We start from the raw sequence: 13,530 nt of genomic DNA on the forward strand, positions 1-13,530 counted from the left end.
GCCTGCTCTACCACCTGATTTTGTGTCCCTGCCCTATGTAAACCCAGAGGCGCCAAAAGGCGGGCGGGTGGTCACAGGCAACACGGGAGGCTTTGACAGTTTACATCCGTTTATCTTTAAAGGCACCGCGCCGTGGCAGCTTCGCTTTCTGGCCTATGAAAGCCTCATGGGCCGCAATTGGGACGAACCATTTACGCTCTACGGGCTTCTGGCCGAATCGATTGAGACAGGTCCGAATCGGGAATGGGTGGAATTTACGCTCCGTGAAGAGGCCCGATTCTCTGATGGCTCGCCTGTGACGCTTGAGGACGTCATCTGGAGTTACGAAACTTTGGGTCGCGAGGGCCACCCGCGCTATCGTGGTTTTATGGCACAGGTCGAAAGCTTGAGCAGAACGGGGCCACGCTCACTTAGGATCACATTCAACACAGCCAATCGTGAGCTGGCCCTGATCGCCGGGCTGCGTCCAATCCTCAAGAAAGCGCAATGGGAAGGACGCGCATTTGATCAATCTGGCTTTGATATCGCGCCAATAGGCTCGGCAGCCTATGTGATTGGTGACTACGAGCCAAACCGCTATATCACGCTCAAGCGCAATCCCGACTATTGGGGCCGCGATCTGCCGCTGCAGCGTGGCACAGCCAACTTGGACGAAATTCGTATTGAGTTCTTTGCTGATGACACCGTTTTGAAAGAAGCGTTCAAAGCGGGCGTCCTCAATGTTGTGCGTGAAAACAACGCGAACAAATGGGATACGGCCTATGACTACCCTGCTATGCAGCGCGGGGACGTTCTCAAGGCCGAAATTCAGGACGGTAAGCCCACAGGTATAACGGGTTTTGTAATGAACACGCGTGATCCCCTTTTTGCGGACTGGCGCGTGCGTGAGGCCTTGATCCTCGCATTTAACTTCGAGTTCATGAATGATGTGGTCACAGGCGGTGCACAGCGACGAATAACATCATATTTTTCGGGCTCCGAGCTTGGGATGACCCATGACCCCGCCGAAGGCCGCGTGGCTGAGCTACTTGCACCATTTGCAGCGGAGCTGCCGTCGGGCACTTTAGAAGGCTACGCCCTGCCCGTCTCGGACGGAACCAAGCGCAATCGCTCCAACCTACGCAAAGCCATCAAGCTACTGTCCGAAGCAGGCTGGAGCGCGAATGACGGCACACTTAAGTCCGCTGATGGCCAAGAGTTTGTCTTCAAAATTCTTTTGCCAACGGGCGCAGGCGAATTGCTTGCATTTGCCAATATTTATATTCAGGCTCTTGAGCGTCTCGGGATCAAAGCCGAAGTGGAAAGTGTTGATAATGCACAGTACTTTGCCCGTCAGAACGAGTTTGACTTTCAAATGACTGATATCCGCCGCGGGTTTTCATTGAGCCCTGGAAACGAGCAGATGCTCTATTGGGGCAGTGACGGCATCAACACGCCTGGTTCGCGCAATCTCATGGGTATGAACTCTCCCGCAGCGGAAGCCATGATCAAGACAATGGTTGGAACAGACGACAAAGCAGAGTTTATCGCTGCGACGCGTGCGCTCGATCGTATTTTGACAGCGGGCCGTTATGTCATACCGACCTATGCCTTCGGCACGAGCCGTATTGCCCATGTGAAGGAGCTAAAATACCCCGCCCATATTCCGATCAATGGGGACGGCTATTGGTTTTTGCCTGACGTCTGGTGGTATGAGGACTGATTTTTGCAAAACTTTCACTTGAAGATTTGCCCAATTTCGGAAATATCCGAAATATGAAAAACAGGCTAACATCTCAACTTCAAACATTGGGTCATCCGCAGCGCATAACACTGTTTAAGCTTCTGATGCGCCGCTACCCTGACGCCCTTCCAGCGGGTGAAATATGTTCTGTCTTGGGGCTGAAAGCGAGCACAGGGTCAGACTATCTCTCAACCCTCAAGTCCGTTGGCCTCATCACAAGCGAGCGCCGCGCAACGCACCTGCACTACAGCGTCAACATGATTGGCGTACAGGCAATGACCGATGCGCTACTTGGGGATTGCTGCAAAGGCCGCCCAGATGTGTGCACATTCTCTGCGTCAGATGAGCCTGCGCCGAAGAAGGACCGCATGGTGAAAGTTCTCTTTATTTGTAGCGCCAATTCTGCACGCTCCATTATGGCCGAAGCTATCCTGAACACGCTTGGCGCAGAAAAGTTTACCGCGTACTCTGCGGGCTCACAGGCCGGACCAGACATAAACACGCGCGTTAAAGCGCTGCTAGAGGCCAAAGGCCACGACACATCGCAGCTCTTTTCAAAGTCCTTAAGCACGTTACAGTCTGATGGCGCCCCTCGGTTTGACTTCGTCTTTACCGTTTGTGACGATGCCGCAAACGAAGCCTGCCCAGCTTGGCCAAACCAGCCCATTTCAGCCCATTGGGGCATGGCCGACCCAGCAAAAGCAACTGGAACAGAGGCAGAAATAAACCTTGCTTTTCAGCACGCCTATGGCGTTTTGAAAAATCGCCTCACCGCCTTTGTGGCTCTGCCGGCGTCTGAACTCTCTGCTATATCGCTTCAACGCGAGGTTGATGCAATCGCAGTGACCTCACCGACTCCCCAAGAGGCCCCTTGATTATGAATATTCTGGTACTTTGCACAGGCAACTCCGCGCGTTCAATACTGCTTGAAGCGATCTTGAACACCGAGGGTGCAGGCCGCGTGACCGCTTATTCTGCGGGATCACAGCCCTCAGGCAAGGTTCACCCCTATTCCCTGAAGCTTTTAGCATCACGAGGGTATGACACGTCTATGGCACGGTCCAAAAGCTGGGACGAGTTTGCTGCCGCCGACGCGCCCATGATGGACGCTGTCATAACGGTCTGTGCGTCAGCCGCAGGGGAAACATGCCCCATTTGGCCTGGTGCTCCCGTACGCGCACATTGGGGCGTTGATGATCCTGCAGCAGCGATTGAGGCTGACTTGCCCCAAGCCTTCGAGGACGCCTATCGGCTTCTTCACTTACGCGCACAGGCCTTTCTAGAGGCACTTACAGCCGATCCCTCACCAACAGATTTAAAAGCAGCGCTCGATGCTGTGGAAACACTCTCATGAAACAAAAGCTTATTGCCGAAACCCTTGGAACAGCCTTTCTTTTGATTGGCGTTATAGGTTCGGGCATCATGGGAGAGACGCTCTCGGAGGGAAACACCGCCATCGCATTGCTCGCCAACGCTATCGCAACGGGCTGCATCTTATACGGCATTATCACATGTCTTGGCCCCGTTTCTGGCGCGCATTTCAACCCGGCAGTGACCCTTTTTTTCGCCCTGCGCGGTGTGCACGCCTGGAGCGCTTTTTTACCCTATGTTATTGCGCAGGTCGTCGGTGCGCTGCTCGGGGTTTGGGCTGCACATGTGATGTTTGACATGCCCATCCTGCAAGTGAGTGACACCATGCATCGCACAGGCTTTGCACAATGGAGTTCAGAGATCATTGCGACGTTTGGACTGCTGTTTGTGATTGTTGGCGGAGTCGTTCACAAACCTGATACGGTCCCGCCGCTTGTTGGTCTCTATATCACGGGCGCTTACTGGTTCACCTCTTCAACAAGTTTTGCCAACCCTGCGGTCACATTTGCGCGCGGCTGGTCAGATACATTCGCTGGCATCGCGCCCCAGCATATTGGAATGTTTGTGGTTATGCAGCTGATCGGGGTGGGCGTCGCCTATCTCGTCCTGCCACTGGTCTTCTCAAAGGCGGATTAACCCAGCGAGGTCACCCAGAGCACATTTGCATCATCTGCACTGACTGAGACGACATTGTGCCCCATCGAAGCGTCGTAATAGGCGCTATCACCGCGGCGCATCTCTACAGGTTCGTAAAACTCGGTGTAGAGCCGTATCACACCTGTAAGCACGTACAAAAACTCTTCGCCGTCATGGCGCACCCAGCCATCAAACTCATCCATGCTGCGTGCGCGGATACGCGCCTGATAGGGCAGCATTCTCTTCGCCGACAAGCTTTCGCCCATCAGGCTGTGCTCGTATGTGGCCGTGATGTGCCCTGCGCCCTCGCCCGAACGTGTGAGACTCATACGCGCGGTGGCTTGCGCGGATTGTGGCGGCGTAAACAGCTGAGGCACAGAAATCTCAAGGCCTTGTGCGAGCTTTTTGAGCGCCTCATAGGTTGGCGACATCTGGCCGTTTTCGATCTTGGATAAGGTAGAGCGCGCCAGCCCTGCTTGTTTACTGGCCTGCTCTAGCGTCAGCCCAAGACTCTTGCGCAGATCTCGCACACGTGTCCCAAGATCTATTTGCTCGGGAGCAGGCGCATCGCCGCCCGCACGGGCGATCTTGATAAGGGATTTGGGGTCAGCCGCATTTGTCATGGCGCTTTCATAGGGCCTTGCGCAGCCCGCGCCAAGCCCCTAGCAAAAGACTATGGACAGCATACTCAATAAAGGGCCTTTCGCGCCCTGCCCGTCTCCTTTCAATATGGCCGCCCACGTTTTGGGCCGCGCCACCATGCAGCCCGAAAAAGTAGCCCTAACCGTGATGGGGCGCCGCCAAGACACGCACTGGAGCTACGCCAAGCTTGAGGCCGCCGTGCGCGGCACAGGCACGGGGCTTTTGAGGCTTGGCCTTAAGGCGGGTGATATTCTGCTTTTGCGCTTGGGCAACACACTTGAGTTTCCCATCGCTTATCTAGGTGCAATCGCTGTTGGCGTGATCCCTGTGCCCACGTCGTCACAGCTCACTCTGAGCGAAGTCGAAAAAATCGTCACGACGCTCAAACCAAAGGCGATAGCGTACGGCACCTCGGTTCCGTCTCCTGAAGAGGGAGAATTTCAGCGCATCAGTGAGGTTGATCTTGCAGAAATGCACGCTTTGCCGCCCTGTGACTATGTCATGGGCGAGCCTGAACGCATGGCCTATATCATTTACACCTCAGGGACGTCGGGCCGCCCCCGAGCGGTCATGCACGCCCACCGAGCGATATGGGCGCGGCAAATGATGTTTGAGGGTTGGTATGATCTCAAAGAAGACGACAGGCTCTGTCACGCAGGCGCCTTCAATTGGACTTACACGCTTGGCACGGGCCTGATGGACCCATGGACGATCGGCGCAACTGCGCTTATCCCTGAAGATGGAATTCCCCCCGCAGCGCTGCCCGACTTAATGAAACGCCATTCGGCAAGCATCTTTGCCGCTGCTCCGGGCGTGTATCGCAAAATTGTCAAATCTGGCAGCGGGCTTGATCTGCCAGCGCTCCGTCACGGGCTTTCTGCAGGTGAAAAACTCAGTGAGCCGCTCCGCGACCAGTGGAAAAAAGAAACAGGAACAGGTGTTTATGAGGCGTACGGAATGTCAGAATGTTCCACCTTTATTTCCGCAAACCCGACTGCCCCTGCAAAAAATGGCGCGCTTGGATCCGTTCAGACGGGTCGTTATATTGCCTTACTAACCGAGGACGGGTTTGCGCCCCAAGGCGAGGTCGGCCAAATTGCTGTGCACCGCTCTGATCCTGGCTTGATGCTTGGATATCGTGACGCAAACGAGGACGCAGAGAAGCGCTATCGTGGCGACTGGTTTCTCACGGGTGATCTTGGCGTTTTGTCTAAGGATGGCCAAATACATTACAAGGGCCGCAACGACAATATGATGAACGCCGGTGGCTACCGTGTCTCCCCGCTTGAAGTTGAAGCGGCTCTTTTGGCCGCGCCCGAAGCTCAGAATATAACGGCCCTCGCCGTCTGTGATGTGGAAATAAAGCAGGACGTGCGCATCATTGCGGCTTTTTATACATCAGAGGCGAAGGTCGATGAAGCTGTTCTTGAGGCTCAGGCGAAAGACAGACTTGCCGCCTACAAACGCCCCAAACTTTATAGGCGCATCGACGCTATGCCGCTTGGCCCCAACAACAAACTACGCCGCGCGGCCTTGAAGGACTTTCTCTGAAGCGCGCGAGCTATTTAGAACAGGTCTCGCCATTTGGGTTTAGCTTTTGGGCTGACGCAGATAGAGAGAAAGCGAAAGGCAGTTTCATGATCAAACTTGATATTATCTCCGACCCTATTTGTCCTTGGTGCTACATTGGCAAAGCCCATCTTGACCGCGCTCTTGAGCAACGCCCTGATCATCCCTTTACGGTTGAGTGGCATCCGTTTCAGTTGAACCCGACCATGCCCAAGGCGGGAATGGACAGGCGCGAGTATCTCGAAACCAAGTTTGGCGGCAAAGAAGGCGCGGTGCGGGCCTATGCTCCCGTTGTCGAAACAGCCGAGCGCGCTGGCCTCAAGATTGACTTTGAGGCGATGAAAAGAACGCCAAACACTCTTGATGCCCACCGTCTCATTCATTGGGCTGGGATCGAAGGGCGTCAAACCCCTGTCGTTTCGGCGCTCTTTAAAGCCTACTTCAAGGAAGGCAGCGATATTGGCAGCCATGAAGTGCTCGCGGATGTGGCCGACAGCATGGGTATGGACGCCGCTCTCGTGCTCAAGCTCCTTGGGACTGGCTCTGATGTCGAAGACATCAAGGCCCGTGATGCGCACTCGCGTGAAATGGGGGTGAATTCTGTGCCAACATTTATTGTCGCGAGCCAGCATGCCGTACCTGGAGCCCAGCCTCCCGAGCTTTGGCTCAAAGTCATGGACGAATTGATTGAGGCGCAGGGAAAATGACCCTCTCGACACGCTCTATTCTCTTGTTGCTGGTTGTCGTTGTCTTGTCTGGCACAGTGTTTTTCCACCTTGTCGAAGGCTGGAGCTGGATTGATGCTTACTTCTTCACGGTGGTCACCCTTTCGACCGTGGGCTACGGCAATCTTGTCCCCGCGACAGTGCTTGGCAAGATCGGAACAACCGTCTTTATTTTTACAGGTCTCGGGATATTCGCCTTGGCCATTCAACAGTTCGGCCATTTTGCTTTTCTAAAGCGCCGAAGAAAAGCCGTTGAGCCACGCCGCGAGACCCAAGAATGAGCGAAATCCGTATGAGTAAAGCCGAGTTTATCGGTCTTATGGCGATGATGTTTGCGATGACCGCTTTCTCGATTGATGCCATGCTTCCCGCCCTGCCCCAAATCGGAGAAGAGCTTAGCCCTGAAAATCTCAATGCAGCGCAGCTGATCCTGACAGCTTTTGTTCTTGGGATGGGCATCGGCACCTTTTTCACAGGCCCCCTGTCTGACAGCTTCGGTCGCAAGCCTGTGATCTATGCTGGCATTGTGCTCTATATGGTCGGGGCGGTTTTGGCGTGGGCGGCCCAGACACTTGAGTTGGTTCTGGCCGCGCGCCTTGTGCAAGGCCTTGGCATCGCAGGCCCCCGTGTCGTCTCTATCGCGATTATCCGCGACCTGTATTCAGGGCGTCAAATGGCCAAGCTTGTATCGATTGTCATGATGATCTTTACACTTGTGCCCGCGATCGCACCACTCATCGGCGCAGGCATTATCGCGTTGACAGGTTGGCGCGGAATTTTTGCAGCCTTCATCATTTTTGCGTTTCTGGTCACGGGTTGGTTTGGCTTGCGACTTGAGGAGACACTTCCAAAAGCAGAGCGGCGCCCGTTTGAAGCCGGTAAGCTGAAAGGCGCGCTGAAAGACATGCTCTCATACCCCGTCGTGCGGAGTGTGATTATCGTCCAAACGCTTTGCTTTGCGGTTCTCTTCGCTGCACTGTCTTCTGTACAGCAGATCTATGACATCACGTTCCAGCGCGCTGAAAGTTTTCCATATTGGTTTGGACTTGTGGCTATCCTTGCAGGCAGCGCATCGATCGTTAACGCGATGCTCGTGGTGAGGCTCGGGATGCAGTTTTTGACGACGGTCACGCTTGTTTTACAGGTTGCTCTCTCTGCCTGCATGATCCTGCTGACTTTTCTGTCTCTTCCAGTCGATGTCTATTTCGGGCTCTTCGTTTTTTGGCAGTTCTCGCTTTTTGCAATGGCGGGTCTCACGCTTGGAAACTTAAACGCGATGGCAATGGAACCGCTCGGGCACATTGCTGGCCTCGCGGCCTCAATTTTGGGCGGTACGTCTACTGTATTTGCAATGGCCTTCGCAATTCCCATCGGTTTAGCTTTTGACGGAACCCCACGACCGGCTGCGATTGGGGTCTTTTTGCTTTGCGTGGTTGCACTTGTCTTTATGCTCAAGCTGGAGCGCACACCAAGAGTGCAACACGGGAGGAAAGCTAACAGAAATATATAGGTTTCACTTTGAAGTGTCGCCTCTCATGCGATCCAAAATTTTTCTGTATACTTTTGCATACCGTCTTTCATTTGAGCGTGATCTGGTCTATGAGACAGGAAAATATCTGAATCGTAACACCTGATCGAGAAGGATCTGAGATGGCTGACACACATACACCCGATATCATTTACACAAAGGTTGACGAAGCCCCAGAGCTTGCCAGCGCCTCGCTTTTACCAATTATCAAGCGTTTTGCCAAAGCTGCAGACATTTCTGTCGGCACAAAGGACATTTCGCTTGCGGGCCGTATCCTCGCCGCCTTCCCAGATCACCTCACAGAAGCGCAGCGTCAGTCGGACGATCTCGCGGAGCTGGGTGAATTGGTTAAGACCCCTTCAGCGAATGTGATCAAACTGCCAAACATCTCGGCTTCTGTGCCGCAGCTTGTAGCGGCTGTTAAAGAACTTCAGTCCCAAGGCTATGCTCTGCCTGACTATCCGGAAACGCCAGCAACAGATGCTGAAAAAGCTGTTCGTGTAACCTATGACACGCTCAAAGGTTCCGCTGTGAACCCTGTCTTGCGTGAAGGCAACTCAGACCGCCGCGCTGCCGTCGCTGTTAAGAACTACGCGCAAAACAACCCGCACCGCATGGGCAAATGGACAGCCGACAGCAAAACCCGTGTTGCAGCCATGTCAGGCGGTGATTTCTTCTCAAACGAGGCCTCAGCCACCCTCGCCAAAGCCGCAACCGCTAAAATCGTTCTCGAAACCGCCTCAGGGGAAACTGTTCTGAAAGACGGCGTTTCATACCCCGCAGGCACGGTTGTTGACGCAACTTATATGAGTGCTGCGGCTCTTGGCAGCTTCCTTGCAGAAGAGATCGAAAAGACGAAGGCTGAAGGCACACTCTTTTCACTGCACATGAAAGCCACGATGATGAAGGTCTCCGATCCAATCATCTTCGGCCACGCTGTGCGCGCATTTCTTGCGCCCGTATTTGAAGCCCATGGTGACGCGCTGAAGTCCCTTGGTGTAAACCCCAACTCTGGCCTCGGCGATCTTCTCGCGCGGGTCAAAGACAACGCCGATATCATGGCCGCGATCGACGCCTGCATGGCAGCCCGCCCACCCATGTATATGGTCGACTCAGACCGTGGTATCACCAACCTGCATGTGCCTTCAGATGTGATCATCGATGCCTCCATGCCCGCGCTGATCCGCGCTGGCGGAAAAGGCTGGGGCCCTGACGGAAAAGAGGGTGATACCAACTGTGTCATCCCCGACAACTCCTACGCTCCTGTTTATGACGAGAGCATCAAGTTCTTCAAAGAAAACGGCGCCTTGAATCCTGCAACAGCCGGCACAGTGCAAAACATCGGCCTGATGGCACAAAAGGCTGAGGAATACGGCTCGCACCCAACAACCTTCGAGCTTGCCGAAGCGGGCACAGTGAAGATGATCCTTGAGGACGGCACCGTGCTTCACAGCCACACAGTCGAGGCGGGTGACATCTGGCGCTCGGCCTCCGCGCGCCAGGCGCCGATTGAAGACTGGGTAAGCCTTGCGATTGATCGCCAACGCGCCACAGGTTTCCGTGCAATCTTCTGGCTTGATGCCGCCCGCGCTCATGACGCCGAGCTTATCAAATATGTGAAGCCTATCCTTGAAGCAAAAGGCGTTGCTGACAAATTTGAAATCATGGCCCCGCGCGAAGCCACGCGCGCCTCACTTGAGACAATCACAAAAGGCGAAAACACCATTGCAATCACAGGCAACGTGTTGCGCGACTATCTGACCGATCTCTTCCCGATCCTTGAACTCGCAACATCGGCCAAAATGCTTTCGATCGTAAAGCTGATGCAAGGTGGCGGCCTCTTTGAAACAGGTGCTGGCGGCTCGGCTCCCAAGCACGTGCAACAGCTTGACGCAGAAAACCACCTCCGCTGGGACAGCTTGGGTGAGTTCTGCGCCTTGGGCGAAAGCTTGCAATTCTTGGCTGACGCCAAAGGCAACGAAAAAGCACGTGTTCTGGGCAAGGCTGTTGATGCCGCGACCCAAGGAATCTTGGATGACAACCGCTCGCCTTCGCGCAAAGTTGGAGAGCCTGACAACCGCGACAGCCATTACTGGTTTGCACGTTACTGGGCCGAAGCCTTGGCAGCTCAATCAGACGATGCAGCCCTTGCGGCTGAGTTTGCCCCCGTTGCCAAAGCCTTGGCAGATGGCGAAGCGGCAATTATCGCCGAGCTCGCAGCAGTGCAAGGCAAGCCCGCAGATACAGGCGGTTACTATCACGCTGACGCAGCCAAACTCGCCGCTGTGATGCGCCCGAGCGCGACGCTCAATGCGATCATCGGCTAAATCAAAAAGAGGCGCTCTGGAAACAGGGCGCCTCTATTCTATTCACTTTAGGCGATCTTAAAAAGCTAGTCCGAAGAGCACTCAGGTGCAAAGCGTTCAAAGGACACTTGCGTGCCTTCAAAGATAGCAACAGTTCCTGCCTCTTGCGCATGCCATCCCTTTTCCCCATCGACCAACGGTTCCGACACAATCGCTCAGCCTTTCCGGCTCTCACTCCAGCGATTGTAGAGCGTTGGAGCGTTCTCATCTGAGGCATATCGAAAAACATAGAGCCGCTCGCCATCACAAAGCGCCGCTGAAAATCGCATAAACGGAAGCACACCACTCCTGCGTGCCAGTGCTTCAAGTCGTGCCACAGCGCGCCCCATTGCCCCTAAAGGATCAGCCTCAAGCCCCTCGCCCAAAGCAATAAGAAAAAGCGCTTCACTGTCGGTCGCGCCTTTGCGATGTGGGTAATAGCTCTCCTCGATCATCATATCAGCAGTCTTACGAAAGCCGTCATAGCCGCCAACTTGTCCATTGTGCACAAAACTGTAGCGGCCATAGGTAAAAGGATGACAGTTGTTGCGGCTGATCGCCGTGCCCGTCGAGGCGCGAACATGAGCGATGAAAGCATGGGATTTCACCTGCGCACACAACGCCTTCAAGTTTGGATCAGACCACGCTGGAAACACATCTCGGTATAGCCCAGGCTCAGGGCGTGCGTGATACCAAGCGATGCCAAAACCATCCGCGTTGATCGACGTTTTGCACTCTTCTGCCGCCCGCGATTGCACAATCAGGGAATGACCGGGCTTCGTCACAAGGTCTTCAATGAAGATAGGCGCCCCAAGATACGCAGCCCAACGGCACATCACCGCCCCCGATTGTGTGTTCGCTCATAAAGCTTTGCGATGATCCTGCTTCCAGTCTTTTCAAATGCAGCAGGGATAACGGCATGAACCAACACTGCAAAAGCGGCTGCTCCCAGCCAAAATGCAAACCAGAGCGCAAAGCGCATATGCTCAAAATATGTTTCGTTTACAGAGTCTGGGTGGTTCAAAAATAACTTTGCAATCATGTCGGCGCTCCTGTGTGTTCTATTCTCGGCCTATGTAGCGCATCACAGTGTTCCCTTTGTCCCAAAAATCACCTAATTTGCGCTTCAAGTGAGACAAATTCACAGAAGGAGAGATATTCTTGGGACAGGATGAAGTGGATCGCAGAATCCTACGGCAACTGCAGCGTGACTGCGATATCTCGCTGGACATGCTCAGTCTCGAAATCGGCCTGTCGCGCAACGCCTGTTGGCGGCGTATAAAACACATGCAAGAGGCTGGTTTCATCCGCAAACGAGTGGCTTTACTCGACGCGCCAAAGCTTGGTCTTGGGCTGACAGTCTATATTCAGGTGCGCGCTGAGAAGCATGCTGCGGGATGGTCCGCGGCTTTCGCCCGTGCCACACGCTCGATCCCTGAAATCACGGGTGTCTTTCGTATGTCGGGCGATCTGGATTACCTTATTCGCGCCCATGTCGCAGATATGGCAGGTTACGACAGGCTCTATCAAAAGATGATCGCCGAAGTTTCCATGGCTGATGTATCTGCAAGCTTTGTGATGGAGAGTATCAAGGATACAACAGAGTTACCTATCTAAAGGAATCCCCCATGCCCTATCTCTACCTCGCTATCGCAGTTGCCTTTGAAACGATAGGAACCTCAGCCATGCTGGCCAGCCAGCAGTTTACACGGCTTTGGCCTTCGGTGCTCGTGGTTGTCGGCTACGCGATAAGCTTTTACTTCATGGCCCTGACCCTGCGCTTCATGCCGGTCGGTATCGTTTATGCGCTTTGGTCGGGCCTTGGCATTATTCTCATCGCGCTGATCGGGTATGCAGTCCTTGGCCAAAAACTCGACCTCCCTGCTATCGCTGGTTTAGGGCTGATTATAGCCGGGATTGTTGTCATCCAACTTTTTTCAAACGCAACGGCGCATTAGTCTCTCGCGTCGTCTTTTTCTTTCGCCAAATATCCTGGGGGTCTGGGGGCAAAGCCCCCAGCACGGCGTCGCCAAAGGCGGCGCAACCCCTAGGCTTCAAACCCCAACCGCTTGATAAGACTGGAGGTGTCCCAACGGCCACCCCCCATCTTCTGGACGTCCTTATAAAACTGATCGACAAGCGCCGTTACGGGCAGGCTTGCGCCAATTTCATCCGCTGCCTCAAGACAGATCCCAAGGTCCTTGCTCATCCAGTCAACGGCAAAACCGTGTTCGAACCTGTCATCCAACATCGTTTCGTGACGATTGCTCATCTGCCAGCTGCCCGCTGCGCCCTGCGAAATTACCTCAACCACATCGCGCCCGTCGAGACCCGCTACCTGTGCAAAATGAAGTGCTTCAGACAAGCCCTGAACAAGTCCAGCAATCGCGATCTGGTTACACATCTTTGTCATTTGCCCGGCACCGCTTTCGCCGATCCGTCGGCAAATACGAGCGTAAGCCGCCATAATGGGCTCTGCGCGCGCATAGTCCTCAGCGTCACCGCCACACATCACAGAAAGAACACCGTTCTCAGCGCCCGCTTGTCCGCCTGACACGGGCGCATCGACGAATGCGACACCCGTCTCCTTGGCCATCCCGTAGAGCTCGGCGGTCACTTTTGCGGATACAGTCGTGTGGTCCACAAAACAGCTGCCTGCAGCCATGCCCGCGAAGGCACCATCGTCTCCAAGACAAATGGCGCGTAAATCATCGTCATTGCCCACGCAGGCCATAACGAACTCAGCCCCTTCGGCTGCCTCGCGTGGCGTCACACAGGCCTGAGCGCCATGTTGTTTCGCCCAAGCCTCTGCTTTAGCCGATGTGCGGTTATACACTGAAACATCATGCCCTGCGGCTTTCAGGTGGCCAGCCATCGGATATCCCATTACACCGAGCCCTAGAAAAGCGAGTTTCGCCATAGTCTTTCCCCTTGCATTCAAACGTCTTATCGTTTGTGTCGGTCGCGGGGCAACTTGGCAAGCCAAAAGCC

At 54.4% G+C, this 13,530-nt stretch carries 14 protein-coding genes and 1 pseudogene; 11 read left to right on the top strand and 4 right to left on the bottom strand.

Features of this window, described 5'->3' with window-relative positions:
* The 4 genes from P8O11_RS12855 to P8O11_RS12870 form a co-directional block, all read left to right on the top strand.
* Nucleotides 1-1,702 (top strand): extracellular solute-binding protein (locus P8O11_RS12855; RefSeq protein WP_300294793.1); only part of this gene is annotated, 1,702 nt, incomplete at its 5' end.
* Between the two features lie 53 nt (nucleotides 1,703-1,755).
* On the top strand, nucleotides 1,756-2,598 hold the full coding sequence (locus P8O11_RS12860) for an ArsR family transcriptional regulator (protein WP_300294795.1): 843 nt from the start codon (nucleotides 1,756-1,758) through the stop codon (nucleotides 2,596-2,598).
* Between the two features lie 2 nt (nucleotides 2,599-2,600).
* Nucleotides 2,601-3,077: an arsenate reductase ArsC gene (locus tag P8O11_RS12865; protein ID WP_300294797.1), complete on the top strand. Its 477-nt coding sequence runs from the start codon at nucleotides 2,601-2,603 to the stop codon at nucleotides 3,075-3,077.
* Complete coding sequence (locus P8O11_RS12870; protein ID WP_300294799.1) at nucleotides 3,074-3,730, top strand: MIP/aquaporin family protein; 657 nt, start codon at nucleotides 3,074-3,076, stop codon at nucleotides 3,728-3,730. The genes P8O11_RS12865 and P8O11_RS12870 overlap by 4 nt, the downstream gene beginning before the upstream one ends.
* Here the strand turns inward: P8O11_RS12870 and P8O11_RS12875 are convergent.
* Nucleotides 3,727-4,353, bottom strand: coding sequence for an XRE family transcriptional regulator (locus P8O11_RS12875; RefSeq protein ID WP_300294801.1), 627 nt, complete (start codon nucleotides 4,351-4,353; stop codon nucleotides 3,727-3,729). The two genes, P8O11_RS12870 and P8O11_RS12875, sit on opposite strands and share 4 nt — an antisense overlap.
* Before the next feature lie 52 nt (nucleotides 4,354-4,405).
* On the opposite strand from P8O11_RS12875, the gene P8O11_RS12880 reads away from it, so the two are divergent.
* The 5 genes from P8O11_RS12880 to P8O11_RS12900 all read left to right on the top strand — a co-directional run bounded on the left by P8O11_RS12880 (nucleotide 4,406) and on the right by P8O11_RS12900 (nucleotide 10,521).
* Nucleotides 4,406-5,923, top strand: a complete 1,518-nt coding sequence (locus P8O11_RS12880) for a class I adenylate-forming enzyme family protein (protein ID WP_300294803.1) — start codon at nucleotides 4,406-4,408, stop codon at nucleotides 5,921-5,923.
* Between the two features lie 86 nt (nucleotides 5,924-6,009).
* Complete coding sequence (locus P8O11_RS12885; RefSeq protein WP_300294805.1) at nucleotides 6,010-6,648, top strand: DsbA family oxidoreductase; 639 nt, start codon at nucleotides 6,010-6,012, stop codon at nucleotides 6,646-6,648.
* Nucleotides 6,645-6,947, top strand: a complete 303-nt coding sequence (locus P8O11_RS12890; protein ID WP_089891166.1) for a potassium channel family protein — start codon at nucleotides 6,645-6,647, stop codon at nucleotides 6,945-6,947. Before P8O11_RS12885 ends, P8O11_RS12890 begins: the two co-directional genes overlap by 4 nt.
* Nucleotides 6,944-8,176, top strand: coding sequence for a multidrug effflux MFS transporter (locus tag P8O11_RS12895; protein ID WP_300294808.1), 1,233 nt, complete (start codon nucleotides 6,944-6,946; stop codon nucleotides 8,174-8,176). Before P8O11_RS12890 ends, P8O11_RS12895 begins: the two co-directional genes overlap by 4 nt.
* Nucleotides 8,177-8,316: 140 nt before the next feature.
* Nucleotides 8,317-10,521 carry an NADP-dependent isocitrate dehydrogenase gene (locus P8O11_RS12900; protein WP_300294809.1) on the top strand — a complete coding sequence of 735 codons (2,205 nt, stop codon included), beginning with the start codon at nucleotides 8,317-8,319 and terminating at the stop codon, nucleotides 10,519-10,521.
* 197 nt (nucleotides 10,522-10,718) lie between these two features.
* Here P8O11_RS12900 and P8O11_RS12905 read toward each other — a convergent pair.
* Together P8O11_RS12905 and P8O11_RS12910 are read right to left on the bottom strand one after the other, a co-directional pair.
* Nucleotides 10,719-11,375: pseudogene (locus P8O11_RS12905) on the bottom strand (class II glutamine amidotransferase); the annotation flags it as partial.
* On the bottom strand, nucleotides 11,375-11,581 hold the full coding sequence (locus tag P8O11_RS12910; protein WP_300294811.1) for a DUF6356 family protein: 207 nt from the start codon (nucleotides 11,579-11,581) through the stop codon (nucleotides 11,375-11,377). The pseudogene P8O11_RS12905 and the gene P8O11_RS12910, both read right to left, overlap by 1 nt.
* A 119-nt stretch (nucleotides 11,582-11,700) precedes the next feature.
* Here P8O11_RS12910 and P8O11_RS12915 point away from each other — a divergent pair, with 119 nt between their 5' ends.
* Both P8O11_RS12915 and P8O11_RS12920 read left to right on the top strand, forming a co-directional pair.
* Entirely contained in the window at nucleotides 11,701-12,156 is a 456-nt protein-coding gene (locus P8O11_RS12915) for an Lrp/AsnC family transcriptional regulator (RefSeq protein ID WP_300294813.1), read from the top strand.
* Nucleotides 12,157-12,167: 11 nt separating this feature from the next.
* Complete coding sequence (locus P8O11_RS12920; RefSeq protein WP_300294815.1) at nucleotides 12,168-12,497, top strand: SMR family transporter; 330 nt, start codon at nucleotides 12,168-12,170, stop codon at nucleotides 12,495-12,497.
* An 89-nt stretch (nucleotides 12,498-12,586) separates the two neighbouring features.
* On the opposite strand, the gene P8O11_RS12925 is transcribed toward P8O11_RS12920, so the two are convergent.
* A complete protein-coding gene (locus P8O11_RS12925; RefSeq protein ID WP_300294817.1) occupies nucleotides 12,587-13,459 on the bottom strand; it encodes an NAD(P)-dependent oxidoreductase in 873 nt (290 codons plus the stop codon).
* Between the last annotated feature and the right edge of the window lie 71 nt (nucleotides 13,460-13,530).

The sequence above is a fragment of the Lentibacter sp. genome (assembly GCF_029254145.1).
Taxonomy (GTDB): Bacteria; Pseudomonadota; Alphaproteobacteria; order Rhodobacterales; family Rhodobacteraceae; genus Lentibacter.

What these genes read in the sequence shown, in the direction of transcription:
- P8O11_RS12920 (WP_300294815.1), top strand. Translation starts at nt 12,168, where the DNA reads ATGCCCTATCTCTACCTCGCTATCGCAGTTGCCTTTGAAACGATAGGA.
- P8O11_RS12900 (WP_300294809.1), top strand. Translation starts at nt 8,317, where the DNA reads ATGGCTGACACACATACACCCGATATCATTTACACAAAGGTTGACGAA.
- P8O11_RS12875 (WP_300294801.1), bottom strand. Translation starts at nt 4,353, where the DNA reads ATGACAAATGCGGCTGACCCCAAATCCCTTATCAAGATCGCCCGTGCG.
- P8O11_RS12925 (WP_300294817.1), bottom strand. Translation starts at nt 13,459, where the DNA reads ATGGCGAAACTCGCTTTTCTAGGGCTCGGTGTAATGGGATATCCGATG.
- P8O11_RS12865 (WP_300294797.1), top strand. Translation starts at nt 2,601, where the DNA reads ATGAATATTCTGGTACTTTGCACAGGCAACTCCGCGCGTTCAATACTG.
- P8O11_RS12870 (WP_300294799.1), top strand. Translation starts at nt 3,074, where the DNA reads ATGAAACAAAAGCTTATTGCCGAAACCCTTGGAACAGCCTTTCTTTTG.
- P8O11_RS12910 (WP_300294811.1), bottom strand. Translation starts at nt 11,581, where the DNA reads ATGATTGCAAAGTTATTTTTGAACCACCCAGACTCTGTAAACGAAACA.
- P8O11_RS12885 (WP_300294805.1), top strand. Translation starts at nt 6,010, where the DNA reads ATGATCAAACTTGATATTATCTCCGACCCTATTTGTCCTTGGTGCTAC.
- P8O11_RS12880 (WP_300294803.1), top strand. Translation starts at nt 4,406, where the DNA reads ATGGACAGCATACTCAATAAAGGGCCTTTCGCGCCCTGCCCGTCTCCT.
- P8O11_RS12860 (WP_300294795.1), top strand. Translation starts at nt 1,756, where the DNA reads ATGAAAAACAGGCTAACATCTCAACTTCAAACATTGGGTCATCCGCAG.
- P8O11_RS12890 (WP_089891166.1), top strand. Translation starts at nt 6,645, where the DNA reads ATGACCCTCTCGACACGCTCTATTCTCTTGTTGCTGGTTGTCGTTGTC.
- P8O11_RS12895 (WP_300294808.1), top strand. Translation starts at nt 6,944, where the DNA reads ATGAGCGAAATCCGTATGAGTAAAGCCGAGTTTATCGGTCTTATGGCG.